This window comes from Paenibacillus yonginensis (assembly GCF_001685395.1).
Classification (GTDB): Bacteria; Bacillota; Bacilli; order Paenibacillales; family Paenibacillaceae; genus Fontibacillus; species Fontibacillus yonginensis.
The window spans coordinates 2311048-2332833 of sequence record NZ_CP014167.1; the positions used below are offsets into that span (position 1 = coordinate 2311048).

At 51.7% G+C, this 21786-nt stretch carries 20 protein-coding genes; 4 read left to right on the forward strand and 16 right to left on the reverse strand.

What is annotated here, in order from left to right; translation table 11 throughout:
- Positions 1–12 precede the first annotated feature (12 nt).
- From AWM70_RS10640 to AWM70_RS10680, 9 genes are all read right to left on the reverse strand, one after another.
- Positions 13–1755: a putative bifunctional diguanylate cyclase/phosphodiesterase gene (locus AWM70_RS10640; protein WP_237167881.1), complete on the reverse strand. Its 1743-nt coding sequence runs from the start codon at positions 1753–1755 to the stop codon at positions 13–15.
- 2 nt (positions 1756–1757) lie between these two features.
- Positions 1758–2606 (reverse strand): PHP domain-containing protein, encoded by an 849-nt coding sequence (locus AWM70_RS23100; protein ID WP_068696231.1) that lies wholly within the window; start codon positions 2604–2606, stop codon positions 1758–1760.
- Positions 2607–3524 (reverse strand): selenium metabolism-associated LysR family transcriptional regulator, encoded by a 918-nt coding sequence (locus tag AWM70_RS23105; RefSeq protein WP_068696233.1) that lies wholly within the window; start codon positions 3522–3524, stop codon positions 2607–2609.
- A gap of 165 nt (positions 3525–3689) precedes the next feature.
- A complete protein-coding gene (locus AWM70_RS10655; protein WP_068700568.1) occupies positions 3690–4127 on the reverse strand; it encodes a hypothetical protein in 438 nt (145 codons plus the stop codon).
- Between the two features lie 238 nt (positions 4128–4365).
- Positions 4366–4629 (reverse strand): YlbG family protein, encoded by a 264-nt coding sequence (locus AWM70_RS10660; RefSeq protein ID WP_068696234.1) that lies wholly within the window; start codon positions 4627–4629, stop codon positions 4366–4368.
- A gap of 42 nt (positions 4630–4671) precedes the next feature.
- On the reverse strand, positions 4672–5112 hold the full coding sequence (locus AWM70_RS10665) for a YlbF/YmcA family competence regulator (protein ID WP_068696236.1): 441 nt from the start codon (positions 5110–5112) through the stop codon (positions 4672–4674).
- A gap of 177 nt (positions 5113–5289) precedes the next feature.
- Positions 5290–7434 (reverse strand): helicase-associated domain-containing protein, encoded by a 2145-nt coding sequence (locus AWM70_RS10670; RefSeq protein ID WP_068696238.1) that lies wholly within the window; start codon positions 7432–7434, stop codon positions 5290–5292.
- A 3-nt stretch (positions 7435–7437) separates the two neighbouring features.
- Positions 7438–9171 carry a DNA repair helicase XPB gene (locus AWM70_RS10675; RefSeq protein WP_068696240.1) on the reverse strand — a complete coding sequence of 578 codons (1734 nt, stop codon included), beginning with the start codon at positions 9169–9171 and terminating at the stop codon, positions 7438–7440.
- Positions 9172–9359: 188 nt separating this feature from the next.
- Positions 9360–10535, reverse strand: a complete 1176-nt coding sequence (locus tag AWM70_RS10680) for a M20 family metallopeptidase (RefSeq protein ID WP_068696245.1) — start codon at positions 10533–10535, stop codon at positions 9360–9362.
- Positions 10536–10761: 226 nt separating this feature from the next.
- On the opposite strand from AWM70_RS10680, the gene AWM70_RS23455 reads away from it, so the two are divergent.
- Both AWM70_RS23455 and ftsW read left to right on the forward strand, forming a co-directional pair.
- Entirely contained in the window at positions 10762–10908 is a 147-nt protein-coding gene (locus AWM70_RS23455) for a hypothetical protein (protein WP_169823428.1), read from the forward strand.
- Complete coding sequence (gene ftsW, locus AWM70_RS10685; protein WP_068696247.1) at positions 10905–12200, forward strand: putative lipid II flippase FtsW; 1296 nt, start codon at positions 10905–10907, stop codon at positions 12198–12200. Before AWM70_RS23455 ends, ftsW begins: the two co-directional genes overlap by 4 nt.
- 156 nt (positions 12201–12356) lie before the next feature.
- Here the strand turns inward: ftsW and AWM70_RS10690 are convergent, their stop codons facing one another.
- Positions 12357–12719 (reverse strand): Asp23/Gls24 family envelope stress response protein, encoded by a 363-nt coding sequence (locus tag AWM70_RS10690; protein ID WP_068696249.1) that lies wholly within the window; start codon positions 12717–12719, stop codon positions 12357–12359.
- Positions 12720–12938: 219 nt separating this feature from the next.
- Between AWM70_RS10690 and cax the strand changes: the two genes are divergently transcribed.
- Complete coding sequence (gene cax / locus AWM70_RS10695) at positions 12939–14009, forward strand: calcium/proton exchanger (protein ID WP_068696250.1); 1071 nt, start codon at positions 12939–12941, stop codon at positions 14007–14009.
- Between the two features lie 75 nt (positions 14010–14084).
- On the opposite strand, the gene AWM70_RS10700 is transcribed toward cax, so the two are convergent.
- From AWM70_RS10700 to AWM70_RS10720, 5 genes are all read right to left on the reverse strand, one after another.
- Positions 14085–14396: an Fpa/YlaN family protein gene (locus AWM70_RS10700; RefSeq protein ID WP_068696252.1), complete on the reverse strand. Its 312-nt coding sequence runs from the start codon at positions 14394–14396 to the stop codon at positions 14085–14087.
- Between the two features lie 231 nt (positions 14397–14627).
- Complete coding sequence (locus tag AWM70_RS10705) at positions 14628–14873, reverse strand: HPr family phosphocarrier protein (protein WP_068696253.1); 246 nt, start codon at positions 14871–14873, stop codon at positions 14628–14630.
- A gap of 82 nt (positions 14874–14955) precedes the next feature.
- Positions 14956–16071, reverse strand: a complete 1116-nt coding sequence (locus AWM70_RS10710; RefSeq protein WP_068696255.1) for an aminopeptidase — start codon at positions 16069–16071, stop codon at positions 14956–14958.
- 160 nt (positions 16072–16231) lie between these two features.
- Entirely contained in the window at positions 16232–17092 is an 861-nt protein-coding gene (locus AWM70_RS10715; protein WP_068696257.1) for a hypothetical protein, read from the reverse strand.
- A gap of 208 nt (positions 17093–17300) precedes the next feature.
- Positions 17301–19238 carry a sensor domain-containing diguanylate cyclase gene (locus tag AWM70_RS10720; RefSeq protein WP_237167882.1) on the reverse strand — a complete coding sequence of 646 codons (1938 nt, stop codon included), beginning with the start codon at positions 19236–19238 and terminating at the stop codon, positions 17301–17303.
- 492 nt (positions 19239–19730) lie between these two features.
- Between AWM70_RS10720 and rpsD the strand changes: the two genes are divergently transcribed.
- Positions 19731–20330, forward strand: a complete 600-nt coding sequence (gene rpsD, locus AWM70_RS10725; protein WP_068696263.1) for a 30S ribosomal protein S4 — start codon at positions 19731–19733, stop codon at positions 20328–20330.
- A gap of 82 nt (positions 20331–20412) precedes the next feature.
- Here the strand turns inward: rpsD and tyrS are convergent, their stop codons facing one another.
- Positions 20413–21666, reverse strand: a complete 1254-nt coding sequence (gene tyrS, locus AWM70_RS10730) for a tyrosine--tRNA ligase (RefSeq protein ID WP_068696264.1) — start codon at positions 21664–21666, stop codon at positions 20413–20415.
- Between the last annotated feature and the right edge of the window lie 120 nt (positions 21667–21786).

The following is a 21786-nucleotide window of genomic DNA, read 5'->3' on the forward strand; positions in this document are numbered from 1 at the left end:
CCGTTGTTAGGTTCAGGTTTCGGCAATCAAACCTTTGTCCATGCTGTCTTTGAACATTTGCTCCATAGCCGCGCGGTTTAACGGACGGCTGTAATAATAACCCTGAATAAGGTCACAGCCGCTGCCGGCCAGAAATTCCAGCTGGGACTTCGACTCTACGCCTTCGGCCAGCACGGTGAGGCCAAACGATTTGCCAAGCTGGATGATTGATACCAGCAGCGTGCTGTCCTGGGCCGACAGCGGCGTCTCTTGAACAAACGACTTGTCAATTTTTAAGATGTCGACGGGCAGCGTTTTTAAATAATGGATAGAGGAATAACCGGTCCCAAAATCGTCGATGGAGATTTTTATCCCCAGGCTTCTAAGCCTCTCCAGCTTCTCTTTGATCACGACCGGATCATTCAGCATCGTCTCCGTCACTTCCAGCTCCAGGTAACACGGTTCCAGTCCGGAATCCCGCAACGCGTTCTCCACAACGTCTATGAACTGCGGATGTCTGAACTGCACGGCTGACACGTTCACAGAAATCGTGACCTTCGGATAACCTTCATCCTGCCACTGCTTGGCTACCCGGCAGCTTTCCCGAAGCACCCATTCCCCGAGTCTTATAATAAAACCATTCTCTTCCGCTATCGGAATAAACTCCATCGGCGGCACCATCCCCTGATCCGGGTCGTTCCATCGCAGCAGCACTTCCAGACCCGCCAAAGAAGGGGTTGAACGGATGCTGCCTTTAGGCTGAAAATATAATTCAAATTCTTGGTGTTCTAATGCTTTGGGTAATTTCTTCTCGATTTCAATGCGTTTATGTATTTCATCCAGCAGGGAATATTGGAACCATTGAGGTTCGCCCACGCCTGCCTGCTTGCTTTTCTTCAGGGCCAGATCGGCATAATTCAGCAGCATTGGCCCTTCCTCCCCATGCTCCGGATACATGCTGATGCCAGAGCTGAAGCTGAGGCGGACTTCTTCATTTCTTATAAAATAAGGCTTGTGCAGCCCTTCTGCCAGCATAAGCGCCTGATTATGAATCGTGTAACGGGAGCAGTCCTGCGATTTCAACAGCACGATAAAATCATCCGCGAAGCTTCTGCACAAAATGCCGTCATCACCGATCAGCCGTTTCATCCGCTCTGCGGCTTCCAGCAGCAGGCTGTCACCTGCTTTGTCCCCGTAGCTTTCATTCAGGTACCGGAAACGGTCGATATTGATGCGAATAATGGCACAGTGATGCCCTTCCTGCAATTCACGCTCCAGCTCCAATTTAAAGCGGCTCATGTTCAGAAGTCCGGTCAGCGGGTCAAAAAAAGCCAGTTCCCGCATACGCAAGGAAGACTTCTCCCGCTCTTCAACCTCCTGAGTCATATCAAACTGCAGACCGATAAAATAAAGCAGTTCTCCGGATTCTCCGAACACCGGACTGATCGTTAATTGATTCCAGAAATAGCTTCCATCCTTGCGGTAATTCTTGAGCGTGACCGTCTCGGCCCGCTGTTCAAGCTGTGCTTGCTTAACAATTTTTAGCGCCTCTTCATTGGTGTCGGGCCCTTGAAGGCAGCGGCAGTTGCGCATCAGTATTTCTTCCGCTTCGAACCCCGTCATACGGGTGAATCCCTGATTGACGTAAATAACCGGATTATCAGGGAGGTTGGGATTCGTAATAATCAAGCCGATCCCCATTCTTTCTAGGGCTTTCATAAATTCCGAAGCCGTCAGAATAGCCCCGGGATCCTCAAGATGCAAATGATCGTCCAACGCTACACCTCCTTTAATAATTGAACAACTCGCATGGATACGGTCCGGCTGCCGAGCTCCCCGTGAAAGGCAGTCCCATTCCGGCTGCCGTGGAAATCGGAGCCCCCAGTCGGAATAAGGCCATAATGAGCTGCCCATTCCCCGTATCTGCGTTCATCCTCCGGTGAATGATCCGAATGGAAAACTTCGATTCCGGAAGGTCTTCCGCTCTCCAAAATGGATTGAACCAGGGCATCCTGGCCGTAAATGCCGGGGTGCGCAATCACCGGAGCACCTCCTGCTTCCCGAATCCAAGCAAAAGCCTCCTGCGGCGTAATTCTCGGCACGTTGGCATAAGCCGCGGCACCTTCCGCCAGATAACGGTCGAAAGCGTCGCGGATGTCCGCTGCATAACCTTTGGCTACCAAAGCTGCGGCCAGATGAGGACGCCCCAGGCTTTCCCCTTCCTGAAGCTTCCGTCCCAGCCCCTGCAAAACCTCCTTCAGGCTGAGAGGGATGCCAAGTTGGTTCAACTTCTCCAGAATCGCCTCATTCCGCCGCTCCCTTGCGTTCCGGAGTTCTCTCAGACGCCGCTTCAGCACCGGATCCTGATGATTCAGAAAATACCCCAGCACATGAATGTCCGTGTCCTCCGCCCCGGTACTGATCTCTATGCCCGGAACCACCATAATCCCCAGCTTCTCCCCGGCTTCCAGAGCTTCATCTACTCCGGCCACCGTATCGTGGTCTGTAATGGCGATAGCGGATAATCCTTTGTCCCTGGCCATTTGGACATTGTCCGCGGGCGAATTCAGCCCGTCAGAAGCAGTAGTGTGTGTATGCAGATCTGCTTGTCCCAGCTGGTGATTCATTTAGGCTCCTCCTTGATCCTCAGCCATAGGCTGTTTTATAAAGTTTAGAAAAGTTACGGCCGAAATTGGCAGCAAGGTTGACTTCAAATGGATGGAGAAGAACCTCCGCTTGAACGAAGCGTTTCGGATCGGAATCATCCGCAGCAGCCCTAAAGCAAGCTCATGTTTGATCGAGGACGGCGACAGCATCGTAATGCCAAATCCCGCCTCTACCGCTGATTTTACCGCACCGGTGCTGCCGAGTTCCATCACTACGTTTAAATCTGCGGCTCCTACTCCCCGCCGATGCAATTCCTCCTCCATCACCTGCCGGGTGCCCGAGCCTTTTTCACGCAGTACAAATGGATATTTGACCACCTGCTCCAAGTCGACCCCCTCCTGAACATCCAGCTTATGCCCAGCCGGAACGACCAGCTTCAATTCGTCCTCCATGACCGGCTCGATTTGAATATCAGGATGGTCGACCGGAGCCTCAACCAGGCCGAACATAAGCTGGTGCTGCAGAATATAATCTACAATTTGCGAAGTATTCATAACCTTCAGCATAATTTGAATATGCGGATATTGATGGCCAAAAGGACCCAGCAGCCGTGGAAGCACATATTCGCCGATCGTCAAGCTGGCGCCAAGCTGCAGCCGTCCTTCCAGCTGATGAGTAAAGCGGGACATTGCATCTTCGGTCTCCCTCATCAATTCCAGGCTGCGAACCGCAAAAGGCAGCAGCGTCTGCCCAGCTTCCGTCAGCTCAATGCCCCTCGTTGAACGAATGAGCAGCTTGCATCCGAAGTGATCCTCCAATGACTGCATCTGCATCGTAACCGCCGGCTGGGTCATGTGGAGCGCCTGCGCGGCCGCAGAGAAGCTTCCAAGCTTGGCCACATTATAAAAAATATGAAGCTGATGATAGTTAAGCGCCATTCCCCATCAATTCCTTCCTCTCCCTTACAATACCATGATGTGGCAGCCCTTTAAAACCGTTCTTTACCATTTTGGCGCAGCCGGAGCCCGTCTCCCTCCATAACTCCGCTACCAAAAAAAAGCATGCTCCGGCTTCACCGGGGCATGCTGGAATAATCCGAACCTCTATTTCCGTTTGCGGCCGTTCTTTAACAGCGTCGTTCTCCTGGAGTGCCGCAGCCAGGAATAATAGGTTTTCAAATCTCTCAGTTCCATCGTCTCCGACATTCTGCCCAGGAAGGTAACCAGGATCATTTTATAAAGCGGCTGGCCGAGCAAATCCGTCTCTCCCTGCAGCCCGGTAAATTCCGCAACGAATACCAGATCCTGATCAATCAGGTATACATCCTCTTCATTGCGGTAATATTTCGTAATCCGCCCCTGCTTCAGGCATTCCCACAAAAAAGTCGCAATCGCATCCGTTTGCAAAACAGCCGAACTTACCCGTTCCTTGTAACGTAGTGCCGCATGATGGGTAACCACAATATCGGCAACCTTGTAATCGCCAAGGGCAATATAGAAAGATTCATACGTATTCCAACGCTGGGTAGCTCTATCCTTCACGGCCATCCTCCCTTCCTGGAGTTTCCCGATCTAGTTCTTTTTGACTGAGTATTTATTCCCATAATAGTATAATATCCCGTTTTGATGCGCAAGTCTTATGCAGCTCTCTCTTTGTCTGAAATCTATTAACCAATTTGTCGGAATATTCCTTCTGGCTGAAGGGAAAATAAAAAAAGAAGGAGCGGCACAAAGCCACCCCTTCCTTAACAAGATAGAACAAACTTATACGTGAGAGACGCTACAGCCCGTAATACTGGGTCTTGTCTGGCACGTTTTTGTTGTATTCGGTTTTGATCTCGTTGCGATAAGATCGTTCGATCTTGCGTACGTAGGATAACTTGCGGACATTCTTCATAATATCCTCCGCACGATCGGCATTAACATACATGACGACATAATGCATTCTTCTGGACAAATACAAAACATTGCCGTATTTATCCAGATTTCTGGCCGCCTTCAAATCACTGACCCAAATAATAAATCCTGTCCGTTCCGGAAACATGTCCGCCGCTTCCCCCGCTTTCTGATATAATCCGTACGATCCTTAGCCGCCGCAGCCGCAAGAACTGCCTCCGCCACAGCCGCCCTTCGGATTTGCGTCGTTGCTCGGCACCTTGATGGTTTGAGAGACGGAGTAAGCAATCATCTCCGACATCTCATGCAGCATATCGTCCAGTTCTTTCTCGGAAAGCTTGAATCTTCTTACCGCCTCGAACTGTTCCAGCTCCCTCTCTACTTCAGCCACCTTGTCTTTGGCTTCATGATAGTTGGGATGGAAATGACCGAAACGCTGGGTCTCCTCGAACAGCTCTTTTTTGGAAGCCAGCTTGCGAACGCAGCTTTGAATTTCCGCGTCGTTCTCGATCATCCGTTTCCAGTATAAGTAGTCGGTCACACAAACCGAATGGTTGATCATATCGCCCAATTCATAGGCGTATGTCAGCAGCTGGGCCATATCGACCGTTCGCAATTCAGATACGCTCATGAACATTCATCTCTATTCTCTAGAAGTTCCACCTTTGTTATTTCCATTGGTAGACTTTTTCATCATAACATAAACATGCCCCGAGCAGAAGATCAAATCAACTTTTGGGTCTGCTGGAGGGAGCTTACAGGTGAAACTCCGGAGCAGCCAGGCTTGCAGAGGCTTGCAGATGTCACCTTAATTTTCAGTTGGAAGTACGATTCGAATTCCTTTAATATCCGCAGCGGTGAGCTCCCTGTAGATACCTGCCCGGCATGCCTTCTCATCGCTGGGATCCAGCGCCAAATCCGCTCCAGCCCTCCACTCTCCGCTGCCTTTGATCCATTTGGGCAGAGCCGTGCAGATACCGTTATCCAGCCGCAGCTCTACCCCCGCTTTCCAGGCCAAAGCCTGCTGAAGCAGCAATTTCACCGTGGAGGCATGATAAGCTCTGAGCTCGCTTGTCCAGGAAGCCGGAACATGACGCAAACCCGGAAACAGCTCCTCCAAATTAGGGATACGCGCATCGGACGGGTAAAGTCGGAACGGTTTGCCTGCATAAATCCAGGCTTCGGGAACACAGGTTTCTTGAGGCCGTCCTTCCACTGCCTGTTCAACCAGACTGATGCGGGGGTAACCGGCCTTGCGGGCCGCTGTTTCTCCAAGCTGATCCGGAGGAACCAGCCCAAGCCGCTCCAGCATTTGATAAACAGGCTTTAAATGGGTATCCTCCACGATAAAGTGACGAGATCCGACCCGCTCCAGCGCCCCTTCAACAGCCGGCTCTGCGGCAATCCGGTCCGCGGTCTGCTCATCGGGGCAATGCAGCAGCGTTGCCGGTAGCAGAGAAGTGCGTCCGGCGCCCGCCCCCCATTCACGCACCGCAAGGCTTACGGCTGCGGGCACCCCCGATAAAGCATGACGCTCGAGAAAAGTGAGGATCTCATCCAGCTTGCGGCCGCCGTTCATCGCCTTCTCGACCGATTCGCGGGTCAGCCGGTAAGTGGTCATAATATCGGCCGAAATCAATTCGCAGCAAAGCTCCAGCTCCCAGCGGATCGTATAGGACGTATTCGGAGGAACCAAAATTTCATAATCTGGCTGGACAAAAAAAGCGCCCTCCGAAGCCGACATCAACGGTTTCCTGTGATCGGTCCCGTCGGTGACCTGCGGATTCCCTTCCCTTCTGTCCGGTTTATCCTCTATTCCAGGCTGAATCCAAGTCTCATGAAACCCGCCGACGCCGATGCCTATCGCCTCAAGATCGGGTTTGCGGAGCCAGCGGATCATAAGTCCGGCAGGATTAGTGAGCTGATCCACCAGAGGTTCCTCGGTGGCTGGCCAAACGGTAAGCGGCTGCGGAATCCCTTTCCCTGGTTCGTCGGCATACCCCAGCTCAAGCCAGCCAAATCCGCACAGCGCCTTCAGCCAGGATAACAACCAGAACCCGGTTGTGTCCGCTTCCTCCTCGGCGCCCTCTGCCTGCTCCGGGTCAGCTGAAGGCGATACCCTAAGAATGCCTTTGGCGCGGAGCTGCCTGAGAATCCCTTCCACACTGCCCCATTTCCCTGGCGAAAAAGCCGGATGAAGCAGCGCACAAGCCGCATGCTGGAGGAAAGGACGAGCAGGGACATAACGTTTAAGCAGCTCGGCCATCAGCAGACCTTCCATGACCGGCTCAGGGTGTCTCAGCCAGCGGCTGAGCTCGTGTTCCTTTACAGCCCAGGCTTGTTCGGTTCTGCGAGCCAGACCGAGTGCAAGCGCCATATCCAGCAGAACAGCCGCAACGGGCGGATAATGCTCCTGCTCGGGATAATGGAGCTGCAAGCCGGCCAAATCCTCCTCCTGCAGACTGAACAGCCCGGTGAACCTGGCAATCGCCCGCTGCTGAACCCTGCCTTTGGCGGTCAAGGGAAGATCCCCTTGGGCAATGGCGGACAAAGCCCGCAGCAAATCATGGGCGAGTCCCCGTTTCGCTTCCCGCACCAGCTTGACGCAGCCCTGCAACTTTTCATTCCGGCTCCAGTCCGCCTCGAGCAGCAAAAAAGACTTGTGCTGAATCTCAAAATAAACGCTAAGCGGAAGCGCATAAAGCGGTTCTCCCCAGCCTCTGCTGACCGTGTTCACCAGGCCGGCCTGCCGAAGCAGATGAAGGCCATAAACGAGCTCGGCGGCCGGGTAATAAGCCGTTGCCTGGCCTTCCAGCTGCTCAAGCGAAAACGGCTGTGCGGCAAACCGGGTAAACAGGATATCCAGCACTTTTCTCGCAAGCTTGTCGTTTCTTCCGAATAACGGAACCCTCGGTATTCCTCCATCATCATTCTGCAAGAAGGATCCTTTCAATATTTAAGCCTCCTCCAACGTTTGCTCCCACCCATCTGCAAGTTCCCGATCCTCCATGCTCAGGATGGTATATTCATATCCCTGCTCAGCTAGAAACAGCTGCCGTCTTCTCGCAAATTCTTCTTCCCGGGTTTGTGCGGAGACGAGACTGTAGAAAAAAGCCCTGTTGTCACCCTGTTTCGGCCTCAGAATTCGGCCCAGCCGCTGCGCTTCCTCCTGTCTTGAGCCATAGCTTCCGGAAATTTGAATAGCGACGGAGGCATCGGGGAGATCAACCGCAAAGTTTGCCACTTTGGAAACGGCCAGCACGCGGATATCCCCTGCCCGGAACGCAGCATAAAGATCGCTCCGCTGCTGCTGGGAAGTCGCCCCGGTGATCAGCGGAAGGCCCAGCTCCGAGGCTAAATGGCCCAGCTGCTCCACATACTGGCCAATAATCAGAACCTGCCGCTCTCCGTGCTCATTTAGCAGCTGCCGGACGGCAGCCGTCTTATTCGGATTCTCCGCAGCCGTCCGGTACTGCTCTTTTTTACCAAGCTGATCGTAATGCCTGCGGAGTTCCTCAGGCAGCGGTATCCGGATCTCCCGGCAATCAACCTCCGCTATCCAGCCCTGCCCCTCCAGCTCTTTCCAGCCAACCTCCTTCTGTTTAGGGCCAATCAGTGAGAAAACGTCCTGCTCGCGGCCGTCCTCCCTGACAAGCGTTGCTGTCAGTCCCAGCCTTCTAGTCGCCTGGATGTCCGCTGTTGCCCGGAACACCGGAGCAGGGAGCAGGTGGACTTCATCATAAATGATCAGTCCCCAATCCCGGCCGCTCAGCAGCGGCAGATGCCTGAACCCTTCTTCCTTGCGGGTCCGGTGAGTCAGAATCTGATAGGTAGAAACCGTTACGGGCCGGACCTCCTTCCGCTCTCCCGAGTATTCGCCGATTTGTTCAGGTGCCAGCGTTGTTTTATGCTGCAGCTCCTGAATCCACTGCCTCACGGAGGTAATATTGGAGGTCAAAATCAGCGTTTCGCATTGAAGCCGCTCCATAGCCCCTAGTCCGATAACCGTTTTCCCTGCACCGCACGGCAGCACAAGCACTCCGCTTCCCGCTATATCCTGACCGGCTTCCCGGCTTCCGGCGAACGCCTCCACGCACGCCTGCTGATAGGCTCTCAGCCGGAAGGGCCTGCCCCCCGGCAGGGCGGTCCTCAGCTCGAAGTTGAGCGCCGTTCCCTTTCGGTAGCCGGCTTTATCGAGCACAGGATAGCCCAGTCTGGTCAGCTCCTGTTTGAGCAGCCCCCGGCAAGCTGCAGGGACACGGACCTTGCCCTGGCTCGCCGGGGGCAAATTCAGCCCCTTCAGGTTTGGGTTTTGCAGAATCTGCTCCAGCACTGCTTCTTCCCCATGCTCCGCCTCCAATAACAGCATTCCGGTTTCGCCAGGCAGGGCCTTCAATTTCAATTGACCGTATCTTCCGATCCAGGTCTTTATATTTTCTTCGACTTTGGCTGGAACCGACCAACGAGACAAGCGCTTAAGCTTCTCAATTACACCTGCCGCCGTTTCACCTGAAGCAGCCGCATGCCAAAGCGACAACGGCGTAAGCCGGTAGATGTGAAACACGGCCGGTGTCTTGACCAGCTCGGCGATCTGCCCGAGTGTTTGACGGGCCGCTTCATATTCAGCATGCGCCGTCTCCAGCAGAATCGTATGATCGTTTTGCACCATGCATGGACCTTGTCCTGTCATCCCTTATGCCTCCTCAGCTTTCCTGCCGGTTTGCAGCAAATGCTGGAACAAAGAAAAAAGCCCGCCGCAAATAGCGGGGGCTTTCGTGCTCCACGTTCTGCCGTTAACCGTCCAGATCTCTCACGAAAATCAAGTAGGCCCTGATTAGTAGAGTTTCCCAATTTCTCGGCAGTCATGCATAAAATCGTTTATTTCTGTTTCCCATCGTTCATATAGTTCTCGGCTAACGAAATCAGAATCCTCGCTGCGTGCTCCATTGCCGCCTCATCCAGATCAAATCTTGGATGGTGGTGCGGGTATTCCGCACCTTTCTGCGGATTCCCGGCGCCAACCAGAATAAAACAGCCCGGCACCTGCTGCAGATAATAGGCGAAATCCTCGGCAGGCATAATCGGCTGAGTCCATTCCGTCTTGATTCCTTCCAGCTGTCCGGCCACTTTGAAGAAACGTTCCGTCTCCGCTTCATCATTCACCAGCGTAGGATAGCCCGGGATATACTCCAGCTCCACTTCCGCCTCGTAGGATTGAGCCGTAAGCTCTGCAACCGAAGCGATCCGTTTCCGAATCAGCTGTCTGGTCGCTTCATTGAAGCAGCGGACCGTCCCGGCCAGCCGCGCTCGTTCGGCGATCACATTCTGTACGGTTCCTGCCTGGAACGAACCGATTGTAACCACAGCCGGATCAAGCGGGTTCACCGACCGGCTGACGATGCTTTGCAGCTGCATCACAATCGCGGATCCGACAACTACGCTGTCGACGGTCTTATGAGGCATGCCACCATGACCGCCGCGTCCATGAATGTTCACGAAGAATTCGTCGGTCGAAGCCATCATCGGTCCGGGAACCGATGCCGCCGTCCCGACCGGAATGGGCGTCCATAAATGAACGCCGTAAATGACGTCCACCCCATCCAGCGCACCGTCCTTGATCATCGGAAGGGCTCCGCCCGGGCAAACCTCTTCCGCCGGCTGAAACAGCAGACGAATCTCGCCTTGAATCTGCTCCCTGCGGGAGGCAAAATATTCGGCGATTCCGAGCAGAACGGCCGTATGTCCGTCATGGCCGCACGCATGCATCACGCCGGGAACCTCGGATTTGTATTCGACTTCCTTCTCGTCCTGAATCGGCAGGGCATCCATATCTGCCCTTAATGCAACTACCGGCCCCGGCCTGGTTCCCTTAATAAAACCGATTACTCCATTGCCGCCCACCTGCGTCTTGTGCTCGATGCCGGCTTTGCTTAACACACCCGCTATATAGGCCGAAGTGGCCTGTTCCTGATAAGATAATTCGGGATGACGATGCAAATAACGTCTTCGCTCTACCATCGCCGGATACAACTGCTCGATTTCTCCCCGTCCCATAGCTTGATACCTCCGCCTGCCGGCCGGCCGCTCTGGGCCCGGCCTTTTCTCATATTGTAACAGATATCCGCCCTATTAGGATACGATAGCCAAATTCCGCTCTGCAGTGGGGAAAAAGCCGCTTCATCCTGCCCGCTCCCTGCTTGCGCAAGCCTTGCAAACATACTATCATGGTAATTAATGAAAACTTATGGCATTTGCTAGTTTAATAGTTAGGAGGATGTTCATGCACGTGGATAACGGGAACGGAGATTCAGGCCAAAACGCAACTTACCGCATCAGCTCTGCCGATCCGCTGCGCGGCTCAAATTCCGGCCGATTGATTAATAATGAACATTCCGGAAGCAAGTCCGGCAGGTGGACAAACGAATGAGACGAACAAATGGAAATAACGATACCAGAAAGCAGGCTGAGCAGCCTAATGAAGCTAAACGGGGGACCCCCGATTTCCAGCTGCTGGTCTTGACTTTGCTGCTGGTCGGATTCGGTTTGGTCATGGTGTTCAGTTCGAGCTCCAGTATCGCCGTTATTAACAGTGATTTTCATAATGACTCGATGTATTTTGTGAAGAAACAGCTGTTATTCGCCATTGGCGGTGTAATATGTATGTTTATTACGATGAACATCCCGTTCCAGAAGTATAAAAAGCTGTTTGTGCCTGCCTTTATTCTGGTCGTGATCATCTTGCTGCTCATGCCGTTTATCGGTTCCCTTCGCAACGGTTCCCGAAGCTGGCTGATTCTCGGACCGATCAGCATTCAGCCTACCGAGTTCGCTAAAATCACCATTATTTTGTATCTGGCGGCGCTGATTACGAAGAAAGGGGAACGGTTCCGGGATCTGCGGACTGGCTACATCCCCGTGACGATGATCGTAGGTTTTGTGGCAGGGCTGATTATGCTGCAGCCCGATTTCGGTTCATGCCTGATCCTCGTAGCGACTTCGGGTTTGATCATATTTGCGGGCGGCGCCAACCTCAAACATATCCTGGCTTCGCTGGTGCTGCTTGCCATCGGCGCCGGACTTGTGCTTGGCGCCAAAGCGCTCATCGACGGGCTGCACTCCTCCGGAGCGGCCGATTCCATCGCCTCCGGTTATAAAGCCGGCCGTTTCCAGGCCTACATCAATCCTTTTCAAGATCCGAAAGGCTACGGCTGGAACCTGCTCCAATCCTTGACGGCCATCGGTCATGGCGGAATAACCGGAACCGGGTTTGGACAAAGCATCCAGAAGCTGCATTACCTGCCGAATCCTTATAATGATTTTATTTTCTCGGTCATCGGCGAGGAATTCGGTTTTATTGGAACCCTGTTGTTCCTGATTGTATATGTTTATTTCATTTGGCGGGGGCTGCTGGTTTCGCTGCGGTGCCAGGATACGTTCGGAACTTTGGTTGGAGTCGGCATTATGGGGCTTATCGCCATTCAGGCTTTTGTTAATATCGGAGGGGTAACTCGAACAATTCCGATTACCGGGGTTACACTGCCGTTTATCAGTTATGGCGGCTCTTCTCTGCTCGTAATGATGGCCAGCATGGGGATCGTGCTAAGCATATCCAGGGCATCGGTTATGATCCAAAAACGCGAAGTAACCAAATCCGTTGTGGTTCGGGAAGATGAAGTAAACGGACGGCGGCGACGGTACGGGCGTTATGAGACCCGTTGAATCTTGCCAAAAGCAATGACAGCAAAAAGTCCGGCACCAGATATTCTGGCCGGACTTTTTGCTGTCCCCTCTTAAAGAAAATTCTCATGCGGGCTTTGCAGCGCAGAGCAGAAAAGAGGTTATGTAATTCGGGCTGCATGCCCGTCTTGCCAGGTTTTAAAGTTCGTCGTTCTTGAACGCAACGCCTTCTACCTTCACGTTCACTTCAACGACCTTAAGTCCTGTCATGCTTTCCACGGCTACCCGTACATTCTGCTGGAGCATCCGGCAGACCTCATGGATCGGGGTTTCGTACAGAACCAGAATGCGCAAGTCGATGGCGGCTTCAAGCTGACCAACCTCGACGGTTACACCCTTTTGAACATTTTTGCCGCTGAGCCGCTTAGCCCATCCTTCGGAAAGACCTCCGGACATTGCAGCAATTCCGGGTGTTTCAAGGGCAGCCATTCCTGCTATCTTGGCAACCACGTCATCCGCGATTCGAATTGCGCCCGTTTCGAGCCCCAGTTGCTCGGTCATGGCTATTCCTCCCTACTTTGCTGACGACACTTTTTGCAAAGCATCCGTCACAAGCTCATTTATTTACAATTGTAAATGCAACCGCGCAGGAAAGCAAATGTAGACCTGCTCTAAAATATTCGTTTATAATTTTCCTCATAATGGTTATATTGAATTTGTATTGTTTTGTCGGAGGGTGGATCTGACCGGCATTTAATCCAAAAAAAGAGGTGTCTTTCATTGAAAAAATGGTGGTTTCCCGCAGTACTCTTTATCAGCTTTATTCTCAGCGCAATCGGACATTATGCCGGATTCCCCTACACGCTGGAGTTTATCATTTCAGCGATTTCGGTTATTTTTGTAGCCGGATTTCTGGGTAAAGCAACGGAGAGCGTAGCGCATCATGCCGGGCAGCGGCTCGGAGGTTTTCTGAATGCGACATTTGGCAACGCAGCCGAGCTGATTATCGGCATTCTGCTGGTCAAAGAGGGGCATTTCGAGATGGTCAAAGCCAGCATCACCGGCTCTATTATTGGCAATCTTCTGCTCGTGCTTGGTCTCAGCGTGCTCGCCGGCGGTATCAAATACAAAATCCAGAACTATAACGTCTCCCTGGCGGGACTGAATGGCTCATTGATGATTCTGGCGATTATTGCCTTGTTTGTACCGGCAATATTTCTTAATACCAAAGCGATTGAACCAGCGGATACCAATTTGCTTAGTTTGATCGTCTCCGGTGTTCTTATTGCGGCTTACCTGCTATGGCTTGTGTTCTCCATGATTACGCATAAAGATTATCTGGCCGACGTATCCGACGGCGGACCTGCAGATGCCAATCATGAAGAAGCCGCCTGGTCCAAAGGGCGTTCGATTCTGTATCTGATCATCGCTACTGTTATGGTCGCTTTTGTGAGTGAATGGCTGGTTGACACCCTTGATCCGATGACGGAAAAATTCGGTCTCTCCGAAATCTTTGTCGGCGCGTTTGTGGTTGCCATTGTCGGTAACGCTGCCGAACATTCAGCAGCCGTTATACTGGCACTAAAGAACAAGATCGGAGCAGCGGTAGAAATTGCCGTGGGCAGCAGCCTGCAGATTGCCTTGTTTGTAGCTCCCGTGCTGGTTTTTATCAGCCATCTGTTCGCCTCGGGGCCGATGGATATCGTCTTTACCGTTATTGAACTGGCTGCTATAGGCGTCGCGGTATTTATCGCCAAATCGATCACCCAGGACGGCTCCACCAACTGGTATGAAGGTTTGCTGCTGCTTGCCGTATACGTCATTCTTGGCGTATCCTTTTATCTTGTTTAAAACCACGATATACAAAAAAGGGGACGGACCTGGGTCATTTATAATGACCGGGTCCGTCCCCTTCAATTTGGCTATCTATAGAGTTCCGTCTTCGGACTGATTCGCCTTTTGGTTCAGTGCTTCGTAGAGAAGAGCCAGATTCCGCTCCAATTTACTAAGAATCTGCTTACCGACCAGTTCGTTGACAAGGCCGGCTCTTACGGCAAAATCAACTTCCTTGGAAAATCCGAACATTTGCGTATCCAGCACTTCCTCATAGAGTGGGCAGTAACGTGTTGCCAAATTCTCCATCTGCACTTCAATTAATTTCTCTATTTTATAAGCGTCTTCCTGCAGCAGATTCAACGCTTTTAAATTCAGCTGTTCCTGCAAATCAGATGAAGTCATGTATCTTCTCCCCCTCTCTGTATCAGTGACCCAAGTCCACCTATTTACCTTTAATATTAGTCTATAATGCTTCGCAATACAAGACTTCGCTGAAATAACCCCGAAAACTCCAGAGCTTGGAACAGGCGGTATTTCGGACTTATTAAAACCCGGAATTTCTATCTCGGCTTTCTGTACAGGAGTCTATTTAAAAGCACCCCCTCCGTACGGAGAGGGCGCTTTGTTGTACCATTACTCAGAAACAAGATTTACATGAAGTCCATGTTTCTCAAAGACCTCTGTCATTGCGGCCTTCGCTGCATCAGCGTCCGGTCCATGCACATGAAGTTCGTAACTGTGGCCGCTTACCAATGTTGTGAATAGGCCCAGGATGCTCTTCACATCGATGTACTTGTTCTCGGCTTGCAGTACGATGGAAGATGAAAATTTCGATGCCGTTTGGGCAATCTCCACAACCGCCTGATTGTTCGTAGCCATTAAAAATCCCTCCGAATTCAGCTATGAATTGACGTTTTAATCATACAATGAATCCGCTTTCCTAGCAAGAGCATTTGGCGGACTATTTCAAGTTCTCCGGGTTCAAAGGCTCAAGCTCCGGCAGGACAAAAACCCCGTCTTTACGGATCAATACGTCGTCGAAATAGATCTCCCCGCCGCCGTAGTCCGGACGCTGGATCAGCACCAGATCCCAGTGGATCGAAGAACGGTTGCCGTTATCGGCGATTTCATAGGCTTGCCCTGGCGTGAAATGCAGGCTGCCGGCGATTTTTTCATCGAACAAAATATCTTTCATGGGATGCAGGATATATGGATTAAAGCCGATTGCGAACTCGCCGATATAACGCGCCCCTTCGTCCGAATCCAGAATTTCGTTGATGCGTTCATTGTTGTTGCTGGTCGCCTTGACGATTTTGCCGTTCTCAAAGTGGAACACCACGTTCTCGAACGTCACGCCGTTATATAGGGAAGCCGCGTTATAGCTGATTACCCCGTTTACGGAATCGCGAACCGGAGCCGTATAGACTTCCCCGTCCGGAATATTCGCCTGGCCGGAACATTTAATGGCGTCGATGCCTTTAATGGAGAACTGAAGGTCGGTTCCCGGTCCTGTAATGCGAACCTTATCGGTACGCTTCATTAAGTCGGCCAAAGCGTCCTGTGCGCGGTCCATTTTGGCATAATCCAGGTTGCAGACGTTAAAGTAGAAATCTTCAAACGCTTCCGTACTTGTATTCGCCAGCTGTGCCATACTTGCATTCGGGTAACGAAGCACAACCCATTTTGTATGTTTGACACGCTGTTCGCTATGTACAGGATGATTGTATAAGACATTGTACAATTTCATATTTTTCTCCGACACATCTGCCAGATCATTGATGTTCTCTCCGGCCCGTATGCCGATGTAGGCCTGCATTTGCTTCATACGGTTCAAATCGATGTCTGCCCAGGTTCTGATCTGCTCTTCTGTAGCATTCATGAGCATGGCACGCTGCGTCGTTTTGTCTGTCAGCTGTACAAACGGATGCCCGCCTGCTTTAGCTACTTCTTCCACAATCGCGTTGATCAGATCGCGCTCGCTGCCGATCATTTCAATCAGTACGTTCTCCCCCGGCTGGACGTTGACGGAATAACCGACCAGATTTTGCGCCAGCTTTTGAATTCTTGGATCTTTCATGGTTCCTTACTCCTCCTTATGCTGAGCTGCCTTTACAAAAAAACGGTCAAGCAGAAACGGTCAGGCAGCGCTTTAGAAAGCAAATTCCTGTCCCATTGTAGCACGCCACGTAAATAAAGTCAGCGCCATAGAAGGTTTCTTCCTTTATCCCGGTGGCCTTCTATCTATAATTTGCAAAATGAGCGTCATTCCAAAGCGACTCGGTTCTCGTCTTCCCGTTGGATGACGTATAAGTGATTCGGGTCTCTGAAGTGAGCCTTACGGGTAAATTGGACTGCTTGCTGATCGTCAAATGGTACACCGTATTTACTTTTGCGGTGCTTAACAGCTTGATCAGCTGCTGCTTGCTGCCGGAGATGAGCCTATTTCCTTCCTTAACGGCTTCCGCTTTAAGATTCCCTTGCTGCCCCGCCATTTGTTTTCTCCAAAGAGCCTGGGTCCGGTCCATTTCCGACACCAGTTCATTTTTCAGGCGGAGCAGCTCCTGTTCAGAATCCGGTTCTATCCGCAGCACCAGCGTCCCCCTGGCGGCACCATGCTCCAGGCGGACATTTTTTTTCATTTCCCGGAGTCCCTCAATGATCGCAAGTGGATTCACCCTTCCCGCTGCGGCCGAAGTCCAGGCGGTAACCGGTTTATCCTCCTGCAGCATTACCCAGCGGCTGCCATCCTGAAGGGTAAGCACCGCCGGTTTCCCGGGTTCTGCAGCCGTATAAGTCCCAACCCCGGACAACGTCTGCTGGCCCGGGACTGCCTTAACGGATAATTCCGTATGATGATTTAATTCGGCCTCATAAGCGAAGGTCTGCGGGGCCTGGGCCCGGGACGAATCCAGCGCCGCCACCTCGGCCTGCCCCTTAATGTGAAAAGCATCTACGCCGGCCAGACCGGTCCAGGTTAAATCAAACCACTCCTGCGGCGTCCTTTGCGGCTGGCAGCCGGCCAGCAGTCCAAGCAGCAAAACCAATCCAACAAGCAGACTCCCGCATCCCTTGCATCCCTTTATGAACAAGCCCTTCATCTAAAAGCAACCTCCTTAATTTAGAGGCTTCTAACACGCTTATGATCCAGCAGCTTCTTCATGGAAGAATGTATATCAGAAAGGAGCGGCTCCCACAAGCGGGCCTCACCTTTAGATTTTCCTTTATGCAACTCCTTATTCAAAAGTTGATCAACGCCAAGAAAGACGCCCGCTGGAGCGCCTTTCTGGTTTGGACCTTGCAGCTTGCTTAAGGTGTCAAACGTTCTGAAGTGCCGTCGAAGCCGCCGACCTCCGTCCGGTTCCGGCCGCCGTTCTTGGCCCGGTACAGCGCCATGTCCGCCGTAAAAAACAAGGACTCGACGCTGATCCGGTCCTGATCACTCCGCCAGCCGCCAACCCCGCAGGAAACAGTCACTTTGGGATCCGTTTCGGCTTTCACCCGTTCGCGGATGCGCTCTGCCACTTTAAGACAATCCTCGGCCGTCATATAAGGAAAATAAATCGCCAGCTCTTCCCCGCCCCACCGCGCCGCAATATCATCGCTGCGGATCGAGCTTTTGATAATGTCGCATACCTGCTTCAGAATCCGGTCCCCCACCTGATGCCCGTAACTGTCATTGATCTGCTTAAATTTATCGATATCCACGACAAGAAGGGAGCCAACCGAATCGGTTGACAGCCGCTTCTGAACACAGCTGTTGAGATAATGCCGGGCATACAGACCGGTGAGCATGTCCCGGTTCGCCATATGCTGAACGGCTTCATAAAGGGAGGCGTTTGCGATCGCAAGCCCGATATGGGTAGCCAGCACCTGGAGCAGCTTATAATTCTCATAGGAAAAATAATGCGGCTCCCGGTGGGTCAAGAGAATGGTCCCCCTGACTTCGCCACGCAGCTTCACAGGAGCCGCGATCAGCGACCTTGAATTCGTAGAGTCCATAATTTTGGATCGCACGCCTTTGAAGGTATGATAATCCGAAAGAATCAAAGGCTCCTTCGTATTGTGCACCAGTCCGCAAATGCCGTAATTCACCGGGAAAGGCTCCTTGTCCAGCGTCTCTAGATTGGTGGACATGATTCTGAACTGGTCTCCTTCATGAGTCAGCTCCGAGATGCAGCAATAATCCGCTTTAAAAATTTCAAGCAGTTCTTTTGTGGCAAACTCGAACACCTCGGAGGGCTGCAGGCTTTGGCTCAGCTCCCTGGACAATTCATTAATCAGCCTTAGTTCATGAATTAGAAGGTTGGACTGCTCGTACAGCTTGGCGTTCTCAAAAGCATTGCCTGCCGTATCAGCCAGCATGCCCACCAGCTGGAGATCCATATCCTTGCCAAGTTCACCGGGAATCTGAAAGTGAAATACCCCGTATACGCCCTGTTTGCCGCTGAGCGGAACCGCAATTTCAAGGGTGCGCGCCCCTTTTTCCGAAACCTTCTCCCTTGAAAGCATGATATTCTCCGTATACGCGCGGATGCAGAGCTTGTCCTCTCCCGTTGCCGCGTTCATATGAAGCGGCTTCACCCGCAAATTGCTGCTTTGATAATCCTGGGTCATAAGCAGTTCAAGATGGGCTCCGGGATAAATATCGCTCATGCTTTCAAATACTTCATTTAAGACTCCGCTGACGTCGATTTTGTCATGAATCCGCTTGACGATCTGGAGCAAAGCCGTCCAACGAGCCGCCTCGCGTTCATTTTGTGTACGCAAATTATACAAGTCGCTGAGGAAGACATGGTTAAGCTCATGATAGAAGCAGGTTCCAAAGTGTTTGGCTGTCTGAACGGTTAAAGCCAGCTGGGCCTCTACCGGGTCCGAGTCCGCGGTACTCACCATGACTGCATAAACATGCCCCTGCTGACGGGTTTTTACCGGCGCAGCCGCAAGGCTGTAGTCTCCTCCGGCAATCGTCCCCGGCTCCCCGAGCATCAGCATCTGCCGGGCAGCAGCCGATGCGGCTTCTCTTTCCGCATGAGGTCTGTCCAACGCCTCGGCCAGTATTTTTCCTGCATGATCAATTAAATACCAGCTTACTTCCTCCAGGCCAAAGAGGGGAAGGTTTTCTTCCGACCAAACGGAAAAAGCTCTTTGCAGCAGCCCCTCTATATAAGGGAAGTCATTTGGGGTAATGTCAATGTCGTTCAGCCACGCTGCTTGTACGGCAGCCTGCGGATTACCTGCTTTCAACCAAGCGTTTATGTAATGTTCTGTTTGATTCTCCCTTAGATATTCAGCCATAGAAAGCTCCTTTTGCCGTTCATCCTTCGGCTTATGATCTCCGCATTCTCTGCTAAATCCAATTATTTTCGGCCAGTAGTTAAATTGATATCGTTTATTCTACTATTTCTATAACCAATTTGCACTAGAAATTACCTATTTCAAGTTGGTTTTTTTAGTTCGAAAGACCTATCGACAATTTTCTACGTTTTCTTCAAAATCCCTCCACTTGACTTTATGTTATCAGTTCTATATCATTTAGAGTTGAAAAAGACTGGATAGAGTCTTATTTGGGCGTAATGAATTGTGTCACCCTCACGGCTTTGTTGCTGGCAGGACAGCGGCTGAACTTTCCTGACAGTAGAGCGGAATTTCTTCTATCCCTTCCGCCCGTCAATACAAAGCCGGCGCAAATAGTGTAGCCCCCTAACTAAATTTTCTTTAAAGGAGTCTACTTATACAATGGCACGTTACACTGGTCCTAAATTTAAACTCAGCCGCCGTCTTGGAATTTCCCTGAGCGGTACTGGCAAAGAATTGAAACGCCCTTTCCCACCGGGACAACATGGTCCTAACCAACGCAGAAAGATCAGCAACTACGGTATGCAGCTTCAAGAGAAACAAAAACTGCGTCACATGTACGGTTTGGGAGAGAAGCAGTTCCGCACTCTGTTCTCCAGAGCGCACAAAATGTCCGGTATTGCGGGCGAGAACTTCATGTTCCTGCTTGAAAGCCGTCTGGACAACCTCGTTTACCGTCTTGGTTTCGCCAACTCCCGTGCAGGCGCCCGTCAATTGGTAGCCCACGGCCATGTTACTGTAAACGGTAAAAAAGTCGACATCGCTTCTTACCAAGTGAACATCGGCGACGTTATCGGTTTGCGTGAAAGAAGCCGTTCCTTGACTTCCGTTAAAGAAGCTCTTGAGAACCGCACTCACCTTCCAGCTTACCTGGAATACAACGACAGCGCTGTAGAAGGCAAGTACATTCGTCTTCCAGAGCGTTCCGAGTTGTCCCAAGACATCGACGAGAAACAAATCGTCGAATTCTACAACCGTTAAGATTAGCTCAGCAGAAAAGCCCCTCCTCGGAGGGGCTTTTTGCTTTTGCTTTTCTTTTTGCTGCTCACCTGGCAGCCTATTCTTATTTCACGATGAGTTTGGCAAATTTGCGTTTGCCGACCTGGACAATGTCGCCAGTCTGCAAAGCTGCTTCGCCGTTGAAATCCGTCAGCTTCTCCTCATTAATCTTTAAGGAGCCTTGCTGGATGCTGCGTTTCGCTTCGCCGTTGGAAGCTGCAAAACCAAGCAATGTAAGCAGTTTGATCAGCCGGATTTTTCCATCCGTAAATTCAGCCGAATCAATCTCGACCTCCGGAATATCGTCCGGAAGCGCACGCTGCTGGAAGACCGTTACGAAATGCTCCTGCCCCGCCTCGGCTGCCTCTTCGCCATGATACATGCGCACCAGCGTGTAAGCAAGCTTCATTTTGGCATCGCGCGGATGCAGCGTTTCTTCCTTCAGCCCCTGCTTCAGCACGTCCAGCTCTTCGTTCGTCAGGTCCGTTACCAGCTCATAATACTTCACCATCAGCTCGTCCGGCACTGACATGGCTTTGCCGTAAATTTCATTTGGTTCTTCGTCGATGCCGATGTAGTTGTTAAGGCTTTTGCTCATCTTCTTCTCGCCGTCCAGACCTTCAAGCAGCGGCGTCATCATGATGACCTGCGGCTCCTGCCCGTATTCCTTCTGTAGAGTGCGGCCCATCAGCAGGTTAAACTTCTGGTCCGTTCCGCCAAGCTCGATGTCGCATTTCAGCGCCACGGAATCCATACCCTGCATCAGGGGATAGAAAAATTCATGAATGCTGATCGGCTGGCCGCTCTGATAACGTTTCGTAAAATCATCGCGCTCCAGCATCCGGGCAACCGTCACTTTAGCCGCAAGCTTGACTACATCTTCAAACGTCATCGGACCCAGCCACTCGGAGTTAAAGAAGACCTGCGTTTTGTCCGGATCCAGAATTTTAAAAATTTGTTTCTTGTACGTTTCCGCATTGCGCAGCACATCTTCTTTTGTAAGCTGCTTGCGGGTCTCCGATTTGCCTGTCGGATCGCCGATCATCCCCGTGAAATCACCGATAATCAGCTGAACCTGGTGGCCAAGCTCCTGGAACTGGCGCAGCTTCTGCATGACCACGGTATGGCCGATATGGATGTCCGGAGCGGATGGATCAAGCCCCAGCTTGACCTTCAGCGGCGCATGGGTCGCCACCGATTTCATGATTTTCTGCTTTAAATCTTCTTCAGGAACGGTCTCTACAACACCTCTGCCTAAAATGGCCAGCTGGCGTTCTACCTCTTCACGCTGTGGCAGCGTCAATTCATCCCACTTCACTTGCCTTCCTCCTTAAAAATAGTTATTGTCCGGCTAAACGGGTACACTAGCCCATAGCCTCAACATGCAAGTCGCTTTGCTTTGAAATGGCGTTAGCGAGTTAGCGAGCTCCACCTTCCG